We start from the raw sequence: 15,483 nt of genomic DNA, 5'->3' as shown, positions 1-15,483 counted from the left end.
TGACCATTAACCATGGTCCATCAACTAAAAGATAATGCACAACCTTCAATTATACATCAATCAGGAATTGGTAGACCTTGCCGACGATAGCCCCATCGCGCTCACCTTCCAAATAAATAACCTGGCAGAAGTAAGGAATCAGCAGGGCAACACCTCTAATCAGTTTAAACTGCCGCTTACCCAACGCAACCGCATAATACTCGGCTTTGCCGATAAAGTAGCTATTTGCACAGACGCACCTTACAAGCAATATCAAGCTCGCATCATTCAAGATGGTATCGAAACCGTTCCTTACGGTACTGCCGAATTAAACAGCATTGAGCAAGATGCTGCTAACATGACCATCTTATCGGGGAACGTAGATTTCTTTGATGCCATAGACGCAAAAATTTATGACATGGGCGATAGCACCACTACAACCGGTGCGCAACTGCCTTTTAAAAGTTACAATCATGATTGGACGTTAGACAACGTTGTTAATTCGCAACGAAAAACAAAGGGCTGGATATGGCCTGTTGTTGATTATGGTAAAGTAGATACAGATACCACACAGCCTGTTGATGTACGTTACCTTCGCCCGGGATTCTTTTTAAAGACAGCCATTGATATTATTGTAGGTAATGCAGGTTACAAAGCGCAGGGTTCGCTACTGTCTGATCCTCTTTATCAAAAACTGATAGTCCAATTCGCAAATGACAGCTTCGCGCATGGTTCGAATATTCAAAATCAGCGCAACGTTTATTCTATAGCTGTGCATAGTACAGCGCCGCAAACGTGCGCATATCAAACATCTAACAGCGGCCATGAAAATACCATTGCCTTCCAGGCGGTAGACGATGATCCGTCGCATTCGTTCAACACGTCATCATTCGCGTTCGAAGCGCCTATCGATATGGTAGCAACGGTCGAGTTCGCTTATAGTATTGGCGTACAGCTAAGCGGTAAAAAAACCAAGGGGATGAATGTATTCATCCAGTTTTACGACCCGGCAACCGATATGCTTAACCACGTGGTTTACAATGCGCATGATACAGACCAGCCTAAATTTGTACCTAAAAATTATTTGCATCAAAAGCTTTCGGCAGATGTTACTTTTAAGAAAGGTCAAACAGTAATTTGCGGCTATACATTGTTGGATGGTAACGTATTAGGTATAATTTCACCCGGTGCAACATTCACAGTAACCAATAAACAAGGCGATGTACTTTTTGGTCACACCATACAATGCGAACGTATCTTCCCGGATATAGGTCAGAAAGACTTGTTAAAAGATACCTTGCAAAGATTTGGCATTATCTGCCAAACAGATAATACCAACCGCACGGTAACCTTCGCGTCATTCCGCGATATTGTGAATAATATACCAAATGCTTATGACTGGACAGAGAAATGCATTGATCAGGGCAAGACCATTAGCTTTCAGTTAGGCGGTTATGCCCAGGCCAACAACATGAAATATAAAGCAGATGATAGCGTGTTGCCCACGGGATTTGCGGACAGTGTAATTAAAGTAGCTGACACTACGCTCCCTGCAACTACAGATCTTTTTGAAAGTCAGTTCGCTCCAACGCAAAACCGCCCGTGGATAAATGGCACTATTGCGGTGATTAACAAAGTAGATCAAAGCAGTAACGAGAATACAGATTTCAATATTAGCACCCAGCCGCGAATTTTAGTATTGGAAACTATTAACGCGCAAAACATATCATTTACTGACGGCCCAAACACCCGGACGCTAAACAATGACGTAGTAGCAGTACCCTACTTTCATCGTGAAGACCGTCCGGATAGTTTAAAATTTGAAAATTTGCGGCAACGTTATTATTCTGAATTAGAGCGGATATTAAAACAAAGCAAAAAAGTGGTGCGGTTATTCCTGCTCACACCACTTGATATTGCGCAGCTGGATTTATTAATTCCGGTTTACCTCCGGCAAGACGGTGCTTACTTTTATATCAACAAGATCGATGCCTGGCAAAAAGGGAAACCAACAAAAGTTGAATTAATTAAATTGGGATAGAAATTTTGACTTTTGAATTTTATCTATTATTATTACCAATAAAATTAGCATATGACAAAAGTAATTTGAGTATTTGTAACGGCTTTTATAGTTTTAACAACCGCTGAACTAGACCCTTGAAACCAACATAAAGGCTTATGTATGGCATTCCTGACCTTAAATTCACATTACTTAAATATTTACTATTAAAACTAGAAAAATGTTCAAGAAAACACATTTAACTAAAACAATTGGTGTAATGCTTGTCATAGCCATAGTAAGTGTAGTCTACTTTAATTGGCGATTGATAACTATACACTATCATATTTTTAAAGCAGACCATTTCAGCAAAAACGACAAGTTATATATCTCGCAGCAAATTTACTCTAAGCCAGACTCCGGAATAGTCATACCATTTTTCGCTAAGTTTAAATCACGGGATGGAAATGATCGTGAATTAGCCGGGTTAATACCATACGGTGTAAGCCTTGATAGCTTACGCAAATATAAGACACGTTGTATTGGCTCTTACGAAAAGAGTGCGGTATTATATGGAAAATTCCGTGATAAATTTATTCCGGGGGGCTTTTACGCGTTTAAGGCTGATAAAAGATTCACACAAGTTGATAGCTTGTTTAGTTCAGAAATCCCAAAAGGATATGAAGTTGACACTCAGTTTTATTACGTCCCTTATTCTGCAGTAACAAAAAATTAACTTGCAAGCATCTTTCATAGCTTGTATTATTAAAAAGGCTTATTATATTTACCAATAAATTTAGTAACATGCGTGTAAATATTGCTTTAAATGCTGCCACAAAATTTATCAGCACTTTTGGCTTAATACTATTAACAGTTATATATTTATTTGGCTGCAGATATACAAATTCTAAGAAAATAGAAAACGTTGAAAACCTCAAACGAGGTATGAAAATTTACTTATCTAACAAAATATTAGCCGATACTGGTAACAAGACATATTATTTACTTCAACTCATAAGACCTATAACAAATTCTGACATTGACACAATGAATTTAGAGTTGTCGAAAAAGTCTCTGATGGATAAATATTTGAATACTTCAAATAAACCTTACCTCGTGGTGTCGAATTTAATTATTAATTGCGATAGCTTAAGAAAACATCGAGGTAGCGCAATTGGTATTTATTTAGGAACCGAAAAATTGGATATAAAGGTTAATGAAATAAGCCATTACCGCAATTTTTTTAATATAAAACTGAACCACGGTCCTTTTTTAGAAACTATTGAAGGGGAATCGGAAATACCTGATGGCTATATTTTGGAAAAAGGCCATTATTACATCGTTCCATCAGACACCACCATTTAATTAAAGTCAAAACAAGAATTTTAAAATCATATAAAATATGCCATTTGGCATTATATTCATATTATGGCAGATGATCTTTCAAAGCAGCTAAGCTCTATGACGTCGGGTGTGGACGACTTAAAAAAATCCCTCAATGAAATAAATAAAGCAATACCCGATTTTACAAGCGGTATGCAATCCGGATTGACCGGTATTGCAAAAGTTCTTCCGGATGTAGTCACGTCTATGATGAACTTAAATAAGCAAAATAAAGAATTAGCAAGCCAGGGTGGTAAACCTGCTAGCGTGCTTTCACAGTTAGCGTCGGGGATGCTCTCGTGGAATACCGCGATATCTGTTGGCACAACGTTACTCATAACTTATGGGGTCAACTATTGGATTGGATTGCTGATTTGATAAAAGGACAGACTACTTTAAGTGCTTTTACGAAGGCTTTGAAGGATAACCAGATCGTTACAAATGCCCTTATACAAAGTCAACTTAACGGAAAAAAGGCGGCGCAAACAGAAATAACCAGCATCACGGCTGTATACAATGCAACGCAAAACTTAACACTTTCCAGAAAGCGGAACCTCGAAGCTGCAGACTTGTTAAGAAAGCAGTTTCCTGATTCATTTAAAGGGATGAGTAATGAGGCGATAGTTGCCGGCAAGGCGGCCGAGGCTTATAAAAATTTAAAAAAGCAACTGGAAGCGGTTTCTGAAGCTCAGGAACATAAAAAGAATATTACGACCAACGTAAATCGAGCATCTGATAATGATCAAAAAATTATAGAGGAAACCAAAAACCTTGCAAAACTTCAGGCTGAAAAAAAAACAATGGATGACTTATTCAATACTTACGCGAGTATTCCGTTTGGTGAAGAATCAGCATTGAGCGAAAGTCAAAAAATTGACGCCCAAATAGAGAAAATCAAAAAAAGTCAAAAAATTATTGCCGACTTAAAGTCCGATACTATCCTCCTTAACAAACAAAACTCGTTACTGGGTAAAGACATAAACGAGAAATTTAAAAATTTTGGAACTGTGATTTTGAGTGCAGGAAAAGACTTGCATCAAGGTCAAGTTAAATCAAGCTTTACTGGCAAAAATGAATTGTCAAAGGCTGACGGAGAGCGTCAAGTACAACAAGAATCTATCCAGCGGATGGCCCTGTTGCAGTTAGATGGCTATGCCAAAGAGGTAGAAGCGGCTAAACAGCATTTTGACAACCTGAAAAATCAGCATAGCGGCAATTCTAAAACCTTAGATCAAATTGAAAAAGAGCGTATTGCTACATTTAAAAGCATCCATGCTAAATTTGCAAAAGAAGACCTGGACAAATTGACCACTTACCAGCAGCAGCTAGAAAGTATAAGTACTGAAGGTGTTAAAACGGCTAAAGCGCAAGCTTTTAAGCAACTGGACGATGAGAGGGTTCAAAAGCTAAAAATAATATCAGACACAGAAAGTGCTGCAACTAAAGTGATATTTGATGCAGAAAATTTAAAAAAAGAAAACGAGGGAAAATTATCTCAGAAAGAGCTTGATGATCTGAATGCCCAATCGGCAAAGGCATTGCAGATCAAGACAGAAGCAGCTGATAAAAAGCTTGCGGTTGATAAAAAATACCTTCAAGATAAAGCAGCGCTTCAAAACACTTTCGACCTAAAGGATAAAAAAGACTTTTTAGAAGGCGAGATAATTAACGATGACTCCAAGACCAACAAGAAAGCGCCCGACTTTGATAAAGAACTTAATGATAAGAAAGCGCTTCTAAAACTCGAATACGACCAGGATATAGAAGCTGCCAAACTACGCGGCGACTCTACTTACAAAATAGAGCAAGAGTACAAGCAAAAAGCACTAAAGCTGCAGCAAGACCATACCAACAGCATTAAAGACCTCAATAAAAAGAAACAGGAAGACGAGGTTACCACCCAACGTAAATACGTTCAGGCCCTGGGTTCTGTTGCCGGAGCCGTAACTGCCATTTTTGGCAAAAATACCGTTGCTGCCAGAGCAGCTTTTAAAGCTCACCAGGCAGCGGCCGCCGCGCAAGTGATCATTGATACCAAAAGTGCCATTATGGGTATATGGGCAGCAAGTGCAGGCATTCCAATTATTGGCACGGCTAAAGCCATAGCAGAAACTGTGGTAGTAGCTGCAGCAGGCGCATCTAACTTAGCCGCAATTATTAAGCAAAAGCCCGGATTTGCCCAAGGCGGGCAATACATTTCAGACGGCCGGGGCGCAATCTTACCTGGGTATAGCCGTACAGATAACACCAACGCCTACTTACGCAGCGGCGAAGCTGTGGTAGTTTCTGAAGCTATGCGCAACCCCTGGGCACGCAACCTGGTAAGCGCCATAAATGTGGCGCACGGCGGGCGCGATTTTTCGATACCCAACCCAGGCCGCGGTTATGCAATTGGTGGTATATTTACTGATGGTGGTAATGCCAACCGTTATTACAATCAACCGATACAAGATCACCGCGATCTGGCCAATACTTTGGCCTACCAGATGATCAATAATTTCCCCCCTATCTATGTCGACGTGAAAGACGTTAACAATCAGCAAAACATCCTTGCGCAAACAGTTAACAGGGTTAACCTATAGCCAAACTGGAATATGGTCCTTCTCGATTAGTTTTTGAATTCTTTAATTTATAAAATATGAATATCAACTTAGCAAACGCCCTGTTTGACGACGGCGTATTTTCTGAACTTTACCAATCCGGCTTCATTACAGAAAAGATCTTCTCTTACCGCGAAATCTATTTGTGGATACATGCACAAATGCAAACCCGGGGTCTTTCCAAAAACAAAGCCGTATTGGAAGCCGAGTTTAAATTTAATAAAGACAAGCGGACCATTTGGCGTGCATTGCAATGTTTTAATGAAGCCGAAGACTTACTCAATCCTACAGAATTGGAAGATTTTGAGTACTAAATTATGCCGATTGGCATTCTAATCATTATGACGGTACTGACAAAACACCTTCACGAAAACTATCAAAATACACCCCGATATTTGTAGTGTTCCCAAAAGGGAAATGGTTCAGTCAAACCTGACGACTGTTCGAAACCAACAGCCTGTCGGCTAATCATCAAAACAAATAGTTCAACTAAAATGAATCAAACCTTTAAAATATATCTGTATGATACCGAAACAGATTGTATTGGCTCGGGCGAGTTGTCGTCAGCTTTTATCCGCTCTCAATTAGAGCAGGCAGCAGGTACTGATATCGACGTGCATATAAGTTCAGTTGGCGGCAGTGCTTTCGACGCCATTGCGATCTACGATATGTTAAAGAAATATCCCGGTAAAGTAACCACTTATGTCGACGCTTTGGCTGCGTCGGCGGCATCTATAGTTGCCATGGGCGGGCATCAAATAGTAATGAGCAAATATGCTTTGCTTATGATCCATAAGCCAATGATTGGATCTGGCGGCAACGCAGACGAGCTATTAAAAGATGTTCAAATGCTTAATGTTGTTCAATCTCGCCTGGCACAAATATATAAAGACAAAACGAAACTCGATGTGGCCACAATTAATAGCTTCATAAACTCTGTAACCTGGATGACGGCAGAACAAGCGCTAGACCTTGGTTTTATTGACCGCATTGAAGATTATCAGCCCGCGGTTACAAATAGCAGTATTATAACGGCATACACAACCGGCATCCCACCTGTATACAAACGTTGCATCAACAAACTTTTAAGTAAAAATCAAAACCCTAAAATGAACATTCAAAACAAAGACCTAATAGAAAAAACGGCTTCGGTTTTAGACAAGCTGATGAACTTTTTTAAGAAAGTGATCAACAAACAAACAGTAACTGATAAAGGCATCCTTCACCACAGCGGCGAATTGGACGAGGCATCTGAGGTTTACGCCGATGAGGATATGACAACCCCTGTAGCAGATGACAGCTACACTACATCAGAGGGTAAGCATTTAATTGTTAGTCAGGGCAAAGTGCAAAAATTAACTCAGCCAGGCGAAGATGAGGAAGATGAAGATGATACCATGCCGGAGGATGCTTTTAAGAAGCTTAAAGCCGGCGACGTAAAAAATCAGGTTGCCGCTATTAAAGCGAAACTTCACGCTCAAAATCAATTACTAGTCGAAGCCCGCACCGCTTTAGAAACCGCGAATATTCGCTTGAAGCAAACCCGTGACGAAGTAAGGAATGAGATCAAGTCTACCTTCACTCCTGAAGGATCGCGCCGGAGCAACAAAGCGAACACTGAAGAGCCCCCTTTCTTTGCACCACAAAGCACCCTTGCCCAAAACGCTGTAAAAAAAGCAGTTAAAGACGCGAGGTAAACTGTCAGAACCAAAATTTTCAGAATTTAAGAATTGGCAGAATAATGTCCGTCAATTAATACCGGTGAGATCACTTAAAATCAGTGAGATCATCAAACACCTGAACTACTCACAACGCACTAATTCACCATTCACTAAATATTTTAATGGCTCAATTTACTTTTACCAATAACACCTACGCCGGCGAAGCGCTGGCAGGGTTCATGGCAAGCACCTTGCTGGAGGCCGACTCCGTAAAGCGCGGATTGCTTACCGTAATAAATGACGTTAAATCGCGCAAGATCATCCTTGATGTCGACGACGATGTAAAACTGCAGGACCCATCGGGCATGTTCCTGGATCAGGGTACAACCACATTGCAAACAGAAAGCTACCTGGATCCGGTAGTTTATGAATTTATGAAGCAAGAACAATGGGATAAACTGGTGCAAAGCTGGGAAGCTCAAAGCCTTGCTCCGGGCGCCTTCTCAGACTACGAAGGTGTTGTAGACCTGTCAGATTTTATGGTGCAGCGCTACATGACCAAAATACAGATCGCTAATGAGCGTTTGTACTGGCTGGGCAAATCTGCTACCAAAGAGGCAGCATTTACCTCATCATTCACCGGTTTGTTACCGTCTATAGCGGCAGCAACAGGTGTTTACAAAGTAGGCTTAGGTAAGTCTGCTACATCAACGGCAGCATCTGCCATAAATGCATCTGGTGTGGTTACGGTATCAGATACCTCTACACTGGCAGATGGCGACGTGGTAACCATTACCAACGTAACCGGCGCCAGCGCAGATACCACAAATGGCGGCTCAGTTCCGCTTTCAGGCCAGTCATATTTCATCCAGGTGTTAAGCGGCACTACCTTTAAATTGGTGCGCAATTACAACGAAATAAACACCCGCAAAGGCGCTACATTTAGCGGCACAGCCACTGTGGCAAACATCAGCTACATCAATGCCAGCAACGTGCTGGGTGTATTGTCAAGCGTTTATTCGCAATTAGACCCCGCAGATCGTATCCAGGATGATTTTAATTTGCAGATACCTTTACACGTTGGTTATGCTTATGCTCAGGCACAGGCCAATAAAGCCACTAATGTGCTTAATGCCTTTAGCGACAAAAAGAAAATGGATTATCTGGGCTTACCGCTGCAGTTAATGAACCACTGGCAGGCCAATACCATTTTAGGTGCGCGCAGTTCTAACCTGTTCTTAGGTGTAGATCTTTTAGGCGACCAAAGCGAACTTTCTACCGTTTACATGAAGCCTTACACAAATGATAACGTGGTGCGCATGAAAGCCCGTATGAAAGCGGCGGTTAACTTCAAATTTGCTAATGAGCTATTCTTGCTTACCGCTTAACTATTAACAGCTAAGTAAGTGGTGAGTAGTTTCTTATCACGATCGCTCACCACTCTCGATTCATTTTTTTATCAACTATTTATCATATATGCCTATTTACAATAAAATTAGCGCCGGCTTTGCCATGGGCACTGCCGAGCCTATAACCTCAGGCGTTGAAGATGTGGTTTACATTTTCAACCAAGACGATGTCGCTTTTACTTACGATGTATCAAACCCGCTTATTGTTACGGGCCTCACCGCTGTAAGCAGTGCCAAGGTTTACAAATTTCAAGGAACTAACAACAGCTTCAATTCTGTATCCAAACTTGTAAAAACGCAGGTTGGCCCGCGTTATACTGAAGAAATAGATTTTAACATTGCAGGTCTGTCAGTTGCCATTAAAGATCAATTGATGGCCATGGGCTACGGCCGGGTTTGTGCCGTTTTGATCAACAACTATAAATCAAGTGATTCGGCAATCGAATTATTTGGCGCTGTAAACGGCTTGATCCTCGCAAATGCAGAACGCAGCGCGGCCGACGAAACTATTGAGGGTGGCTACAAACTAAAATTGACTAACCCTGATAAAATGCGCGAACCTTATCCGCCAAGGGCAGTGTCAATTGCACCTACTTCAGGCCCGGCAACGTACGCCAGTACAGTAACGGCTTTAGAGGCCCTAACTCATTAATTAAAACCGGAAGTGAATAACGCTCCCGGTTATCATACAAATTGAAATGACAAAGCAGAAGAAACAGTACATTTTAAAACCCGGCAAGCATCAGTTTATACCGGGGTCGCCTGCTGTCCATCATAATGGTAACATTAGCGACGAGGAGGCCGAATGGTACATAAAAAAGCTCCCGCACATCAGATTGCTCTTCAAGAAGATTCCTGCTAATGCCGATGTGCTTTGAACCTACCACTTAATCCCACGCCCAAGCTAAATAAAATAAATGAAGACATACTTGCCGCAAATTGAACGTCGGATATTAGTTCGCCCCAATCAAACTTATGGAATACTAAATTACGATGCAGACAACGCTTACCCGCAACGGATGTTGCGCCTGGTTGCAGGATCGCCAACAGCAAAAGATTGCTGGAATAAAAGGGCACGCTACATAACCGGAAAAGGTTTTGCAAGACCAGATATAGGCAACGTAGTCATAAACAATGCCGGCCTTACACTATCGAAACTTTTAAAAGCAATTGCGACAGACAAAGCTTTATTTACGGGTTTTGGCATCCACATTAATTATAATGCAAATTACAACGTCGCATCTGTCAATTACATAAAATTTGAAGACATCCGCATGGGCGATTCTGATTGTAAAGAAACTATCGGAAAATATGCCGTTTACAGCGATTGGGGTAAGAAGACCTGGAAAAGTATAACAAGATCTAAGATTTCTTTTATAGACCGGTATAACCCTGATCCCGAAGTGATCATAGAACAAGTTGTTGCTGCTGGAGGATGGGACAATTACAAGGGCCAGCTTTTCTACTTTAATCCGGAAGTTGATGATTATCCTTTGATAGAGGCAGACAGCGTTTGGGAAGATTTTGAAACGGAAGCCGGCATAAAGATATTTAATAATCGCGAAGTGACTACTGGCTTCTTGCCGTCGACCATGTTATTTATGCAATCGCGTCGCGAAGAAGCTGATAACAATCGAACATTAGAGATTGGATTGCCGCAAGGAGCAAATGCTCCAAGCCAGTTAGAAAAAGATTTGGGAATATTTCAAGGTGCCAAAAGTTCTCAAAAAATCATTGTGATTGAATACGAGGATGAAAATGCTAAACCGCAGTTTGAACCCTACCCTATTCAAAATAATGACAGGTTATTCGAAATCACAGAACGATCCGTTGAGGCCAGGATCATCAAAGGCTTCTCTGTTCCTAAAGAATTAATCAATGCCGAAAAGGCTTCAGGTTTAAGCAATGGCAGCGAAAAAAAGCAAGCCATTCGCGAATTTAACGATAACACGGCAAGCGACCGCCAAGATTTAAGCGAAACCTTCGCCGAGATATTTAGCAATTTCTATTATGAGATCAACCCAAGTGGCGACTGGTCTATTTTGCCCTTGTCAATTGAAATTGCAGATGATAATATCGGCAGCATAGCCGGCAGCGAGATTAATAGCATCCTCTTAAGCAACCTTCCGCCTGAGAATAAGATCGCTGTATTAATATACGCATATGGCCTCAAACAAAATGACGCTGAGGCAATGGTTGTGGCAAATCCATCTAAACAAAAAAAACTATGACTCAAGTTTATTTTATAAACCAAGCATCATTCGCGCCATACCAGGATATATCAATCAATGTAAAACCGGCAAGGCTAAATACGTTCATCAAAAAAGCCCAGGATCTGGACTTGCGACTCATTTTAGGTGACCGCTTATTTTACGACCTATTAAAGTGCTGCAACCAGAACGGAACGACAAAGGATGATGCTCCTGCTCAATATGTAAAGTTGATAATGGGCTGTGACTACACCAACGGGCTGGGTCAGGAATTGAGTTACGACGGCTTAACCCCTGCTCTTGTATATTTTACGCTGTCCCGCTTAGTAGAGAACGATAGTATAAAGTACACCGCTAACGGCCCGGTGGTTAAAGCTGCTGAAGGCAATACTCATCTATCCTACTCTGACACTGTAAAGATTGCTCAACAATACAGAAGCATTGCCAACTCATATACCAGGGGTATCGAATCGTTTTTAAACGCTAACAGCACCGATTTTCCACAATGGCAATACAATGAGTCTTTAGTAACAGCAAGACAACCGGGAGCAAGAATAAGGTCGGTTGATAAAACCGAATTTAATTACCCTGCAGCGGACCAATTTTTCAACACCGAAATTTTTTACAAATGAGTAGTGACAAAAAAATAAGCCAGTTAACGCCATACCCACTAATTACGGGAAATGAATTGAGTGTGCTGTCAGACGGTGTAACGGACTATCAATTTACGTTTTCTGTATTGCTCCAGTATCTATCAAATAATATTGGCAATAGACTAAACACCACATTTGGCACCACTTTACCACAAAACTACGAAGGCGAAAACGGCGATATATTTATAAATACAGCAAGTAACACCTTTGCACAGAAAGTAAATGGTGTCTGGATAGTTAAATATCAGCAACAGGTTAACGCAACGCAAACAAAATTTGGCTTCGGTGCCCCTGCCAATTCAAATGGAATCAATGATGACGTATATGTAGACACGTCGACAGGCATCTTCTACAAAAAAAGCAATGAGATGTGGATGCAGGTATTTTCTATGCAAACGGGCCCGGCCGGGCCTCCTGGCACTAAAGGTAATACAGGCGCAGATGGCATAAATGGCAACACTATCTTAAGCGGAGGTAACGATCCTTCAAATTTATCAGATGGCAAAGATGGTGACTACTATATCAATACTTCTACCTGGAAAATCTTTGGACCGAAAACTAATCATGCGTGGCCCGCGGGTCTTCAAATTGTTCAGACGCTGGCAGATGGGCTCGTGATTCCAATGAACAGCCTAAAACTAAGCACACCAAGTGAAACTACCCTACGCCTTACCTGGGATACGGATCTCAAGAACCAGTTTGGCCCAGGTAAAAGGCCAGTGATGTTTTTACGGTGCGATTCAATGAATGGAACTTACAAGTGGGACACGTCTGTTCAGCCAAAATATAACAAAGACGCCCAGGGAAACATCGCATCGATTGATTTTGAAACTTTGCTTACAGACTATTACGAACTAAACATCATATGAAAAAACTTATTTTTTATCTAATGCTCTTTACGTGTTACTTCGCGAGGGGGCAAACAATACCAAATCCCAAAACCATGGGTTGGTCTGCCTACTATAACGCTAATGATACCACACAAAAATATATTTACCCTGGCGGTCCTATCAAGCCTTTTAGGATAACTTCCTGGACAGACTTTATCAACGCGCTTTCCCAAAAAGTGCCTATAACAAGGCAGGTCAACGGAAAGCCATTGTCTGTTGATGTAATAATCAACAAAAATGACGTAGGCCTGGCCAACGTTGACAATACCAGCGACGCGAACAAACCTGTGAGCACTGCACAACAAGCTGCAGACGCCGTAAACGCTGCTGATATAACCAATGAGGTGTCACGTGCTACAAACAAAGAGGCGACACTTGTACCTTATAGTGGGGCCGTAAATAATGTTGTCTTAAATGGCCGGTATTTGACAACGAATGCAGGGTTAGGATCAAACGCGCTGTATTTAAAAGGAGGCTCGCCACAAATCAAATTAGTTCAGGATAGCACCCTTTCAGCAACTGTTAAAGTTAACGGAGGGTTACATGTTACCGGAAATATAACTACAGACGGGTCGGTGACTGCCAATGGTCTCAACCTAGGAATCTCGAGCGGTCTTAATAGTTCGATTTTAAAAACCAATTCCTCTGGGCAGGTTACTCCGGCCACAGCGGGAACAGATTATGTAACTCCAGGTTCAATGTTATCTTATGTACCGTATACTGGAGCGACGACAAATATAAACCTGGGTGCCAATTCCTTAACTGCAGGCAATATTTCCGCGCAAGGTAACGCATCAAGTTTCGGAAATACGACTGATGGTTTTATCATTACATCGCCTTTTAGCGGCTACCTTGGGTTTGTATTTAAAAATAATACTGGCGAAAATGCTGGATACATTTTCGGTTCGAATTTCGGAATGAATTATTATGCACCAACAGCGCAATCTCACACATTCGCCATAAATGGAGCAATGATTCTTAACATTGGCAGCGCAGGCGCGTCAGTTTACGGTAGAATTTTACAGCCGAGCACAAACGCTTCAAACGGAACATCAATTGCGGAACTTTATAATACATCATCAACCGGATACGGTATGTACGTTAGTGGCGGATCGGCGGGAAAATATGCTTTTCGTGTAAGCGACTATTTAGGCAATGGCATTTTAACTGTAGATGGCGGCGGGCTCGTAACAATTTCAACTGCCAATGGCTTATCTATACCAAACGGTAACATTAGTGTTGGAGCGACAGGTGTTTTTGGAAGCGGGGCTACCGGCCTGTCAATTCAACCTATTGTTGGAGGAGGCGGATCTGCAATCTATAGTACTGCAGTCACAGCATCGGGGTCGAATTATGGTCTTTATTTTGACGCGACAAATTCTATTTTAAATGCGGTTAATAATGCATATATCAGAATTAATGGCAACACACAAATATCAATCAGTTCGACAGGTGTATCATTGCCTGGCAATTTCTTAGTATCGGGGCAAACCACTTTCCCTTCAATTGAGGGTAATTCAGCAACTGTTGCTAACAATAACACTCCCTATTTTGCTGTGGGCGACGGTTCCTATTGGGGTTTCAGGAGCGGCACAGATCATAGTTTTAATATAGATGTTTACAATTCCGGCAATCAGACAAATGCATTTAAAGTTGCACAAAGTGGGCAGGTCCAATTTCCCGGTGGCTCGGCGCTTATAACAGGATCACTTCCATATCTATATTTGACAAATACAAATACGGCCACAGAAAATTATTATATACAAGCTTCCACTAATTCTGCCGGCAATGCTTATGGCCCATTTATGTATTTCTACGCTCCGGCCGGTAAGCAATTCTACTTTAATAAAGCAATTTCGACCGGAGACACATTTTCGGCGTACGGGCAAATAAGCACCAATACCGGTCTTAGTGCGTATAACAGCATAAGTGCATCAAACGGTCAGGGTCGTTTCGGTGGTTGGTATGATGGCATTGGATACCAGGGACCGGCGGCGGAAGTAGGCCTCAGTGGGGGAACGGCTTACTTAATAGGTTTTAACAGAAGCAGCGGTAATACAGGATATTTGCCGGTAATTGTGCAAGGGTCAACTGTTTCTCTGGCTGCAGGCGGCGGCACCTTAACTATGAATAACTCCGGAAATGGAGTTTTTAGCGGGACTGCTACAGCCCAGGTTTTTCAAACGCCTAAAGTTGGAGCGGCGTATTTTACGGCAGGCGACGCGACTTCTACTGCCTATACTTATCAATACGCTCAAAACTCAGGCAGTCTGTTGCAAATAGGAATAGATCAGTCAGCAGGCGGTGCTTTGGCGATAGGATCTTTGCCCTATTCGGCTGTAATATCCCAATACCAAAACAGGCCCTTGCAGATTGCCACAAACAATACAGTTAGGATGACTATTGATGGCGCTGGCGTCGCGACTATAAACAATGGCCTGGTAACAAATTCCATTAATTCAAAAAATCTGTCATCCGCAGCAACCGGCACATTGGCTATAACAGGTGCACAGGTTGTGTTAAATGCCGGGTCGGGATCACTTTTTGTTCAAGATGGTAGTGCAAGTTTCCAGGGTGGCGATTTCTATGTCGGCACATCTGCACAGCCGGGATTCGGTATAGTTCTCTTTTCACCCAATGGCAATAGATACCGCGTTACCGTTACCAATTCTGGTACCCTAGCTGCAACCTCATTTTAA

14 protein-coding genes are annotated in these 15,483 nt (G+C 41.8%); all 14 read left to right on the top strand.

What is annotated here, in order from left to right:
* Positions 1-34 precede the first annotated feature (34 nt).
* The 14 genes from GO620_RS02480 (at position 35) to GO620_RS02415 (ending at position 15,483) form a co-directional block, all read left to right on the top strand.
* Positions 35-2,020 carry a hypothetical protein gene (locus GO620_RS02480; RefSeq protein ID WP_157522388.1) on the top strand — a complete coding sequence of 662 codons (1,986 nt, stop codon included), beginning with the start codon at positions 35-37 and terminating at the stop codon, positions 2,018-2,020.
* Between the two features lie 199 nt (positions 2,021-2,219).
* Positions 2,220-2,714, top strand: a complete 495-nt coding sequence (locus GO620_RS02475; RefSeq protein WP_157522391.1) for a hypothetical protein — start codon at positions 2,220-2,222, stop codon at positions 2,712-2,714.
* Between the two features lie 68 nt (positions 2,715-2,782).
* Entirely contained in the window at positions 2,783-3,343 is a 561-nt protein-coding gene (locus GO620_RS02470) for a hypothetical protein (RefSeq protein WP_157522394.1), read from the top strand.
* Between the two features lie 63 nt (positions 3,344-3,406).
* Positions 3,407-3,739 carry a hypothetical protein gene (locus GO620_RS02465; RefSeq protein ID WP_157522397.1) on the top strand — a complete coding sequence of 111 codons (333 nt, stop codon included), beginning with the start codon at positions 3,407-3,409 and terminating at the stop codon, positions 3,737-3,739.
* Complete coding sequence (locus GO620_RS02460) at positions 3,736-5,943, top strand: hypothetical protein (protein ID WP_157522400.1); 2,208 nt, start codon at positions 3,736-3,738, stop codon at positions 5,941-5,943. The genes GO620_RS02465 and GO620_RS02460 overlap by 4 nt, the downstream gene beginning before the upstream one ends.
* 56 nt (positions 5,944-5,999) lie before the next feature.
* A complete protein-coding gene (locus GO620_RS02455) occupies positions 6,000-6,275 on the top strand; it encodes a hypothetical protein (RefSeq protein WP_157522403.1) in 276 nt (91 codons plus the stop codon).
* Positions 6,276-6,455: 180 nt separating this feature from the next.
* Complete coding sequence (locus GO620_RS02450; RefSeq protein WP_157522406.1) at positions 6,456-7,658, top strand: head maturation protease, ClpP-related; 1,203 nt, start codon at positions 6,456-6,458, stop codon at positions 7,656-7,658.
* 146 nt (positions 7,659-7,804) lie between these two features.
* Positions 7,805-9,010 (top strand): hypothetical protein, encoded by a 1,206-nt coding sequence (locus GO620_RS02445; RefSeq protein WP_157522409.1) that lies wholly within the window; start codon positions 7,805-7,807, stop codon positions 9,008-9,010.
* Positions 9,011-9,098: 88 nt separating this feature from the next.
* Positions 9,099-9,683: a hypothetical protein gene (locus GO620_RS02440; RefSeq protein ID WP_157522412.1), complete on the top strand. Its 585-nt coding sequence runs from the start codon at positions 9,099-9,101 to the stop codon at positions 9,681-9,683.
* A 46-nt stretch (positions 9,684-9,729) separates the two neighbouring features.
* A complete protein-coding gene (locus GO620_RS02435; protein ID WP_157522415.1) occupies positions 9,730-9,909 on the top strand; it encodes a hypothetical protein in 180 nt (59 codons plus the stop codon).
* Positions 9,910-9,948: 39 nt separating this feature from the next.
* A complete protein-coding gene (locus GO620_RS02430) occupies positions 9,949-11,262 on the top strand; it encodes a hypothetical protein (RefSeq protein WP_157522418.1) in 1,314 nt (437 codons plus the stop codon).
* Positions 11,259-11,873 carry a DUF6712 family protein gene (locus GO620_RS02425; RefSeq protein ID WP_157522421.1) on the top strand — a complete coding sequence of 205 codons (615 nt, stop codon included), beginning with the start codon at positions 11,259-11,261 and terminating at the stop codon, positions 11,871-11,873. The genes GO620_RS02430 and GO620_RS02425 overlap by 4 nt, the downstream gene beginning before the upstream one ends.
* Positions 11,870-12,763: a hypothetical protein gene (locus GO620_RS02420; RefSeq protein WP_157522424.1), complete on the top strand. Its 894-nt coding sequence runs from the start codon at positions 11,870-11,872 to the stop codon at positions 12,761-12,763. The genes GO620_RS02425 and GO620_RS02420 overlap by 4 nt, the downstream gene beginning before the upstream one ends.
* Entirely contained in the window at positions 12,760-15,483 is a 2,724-nt protein-coding gene (locus GO620_RS02415; RefSeq protein WP_200230559.1) for a beta strand repeat-containing protein, read from the top strand. The genes GO620_RS02420 and GO620_RS02415 overlap by 4 nt, the downstream gene beginning before the upstream one ends.

It is taken from the genome of Mucilaginibacter ginkgonis, from assembly GCF_009754905.2.
GTDB lineage: Bacteria > Bacteroidota > Bacteroidia > Sphingobacteriales > Sphingobacteriaceae > Mucilaginibacter > Mucilaginibacter ginkgonis.
This window is presented reverse-complemented; position numbering and strand designations above follow the sequence as displayed.

What these genes read in the sequence shown, in the direction of transcription:
- GO620_RS02480 (WP_157522388.1), top strand. Translation starts at nt 35, where the DNA reads ATGCACAACCTTCAATTATACATCAATCAGGAATTGGTAGACCTTGCC.
- GO620_RS02475 (WP_157522391.1), top strand. Translation starts at nt 2,220, where the DNA reads ATGTTCAAGAAAACACATTTAACTAAAACAATTGGTGTAATGCTTGTC.
- GO620_RS02470 (WP_157522394.1), top strand. Translation starts at nt 2,783, where the DNA reads ATGCGTGTAAATATTGCTTTAAATGCTGCCACAAAATTTATCAGCACT.
- GO620_RS02465 (WP_157522397.1), top strand. Translation starts at nt 3,407, where the DNA reads ATGGCAGATGATCTTTCAAAGCAGCTAAGCTCTATGACGTCGGGTGTG.
- GO620_RS02455 (WP_157522403.1), top strand. Translation starts at nt 6,000, where the DNA reads ATGAATATCAACTTAGCAAACGCCCTGTTTGACGACGGCGTATTTTCT.
- GO620_RS02450 (WP_157522406.1), top strand. Translation starts at nt 6,456, where the DNA reads ATGAATCAAACCTTTAAAATATATCTGTATGATACCGAAACAGATTGT.
- GO620_RS02445 (WP_157522409.1), top strand. Translation starts at nt 7,805, where the DNA reads ATGGCTCAATTTACTTTTACCAATAACACCTACGCCGGCGAAGCGCTG.
- GO620_RS02440 (WP_157522412.1), top strand. Translation starts at nt 9,099, where the DNA reads ATGCCTATTTACAATAAAATTAGCGCCGGCTTTGCCATGGGCACTGCC.
- GO620_RS02435 (WP_157522415.1), top strand. Translation starts at nt 9,730, where the DNA reads ATGACAAAGCAGAAGAAACAGTACATTTTAAAACCCGGCAAGCATCAG.
- GO620_RS02430 (WP_157522418.1), top strand. Translation starts at nt 9,949, where the DNA reads ATGAAGACATACTTGCCGCAAATTGAACGTCGGATATTAGTTCGCCCC.
- GO620_RS02425 (WP_157522421.1), top strand. Translation starts at nt 11,259, where the DNA reads ATGACTCAAGTTTATTTTATAAACCAAGCATCATTCGCGCCATACCAG.
- GO620_RS02420 (WP_157522424.1), top strand. Translation starts at nt 11,870, where the DNA reads ATGAGTAGTGACAAAAAAATAAGCCAGTTAACGCCATACCCACTAATT.
- GO620_RS02415 (WP_200230559.1), top strand. Translation starts at nt 12,760, where the DNA reads ATGAAAAAACTTATTTTTTATCTAATGCTCTTTACGTGTTACTTCGCG.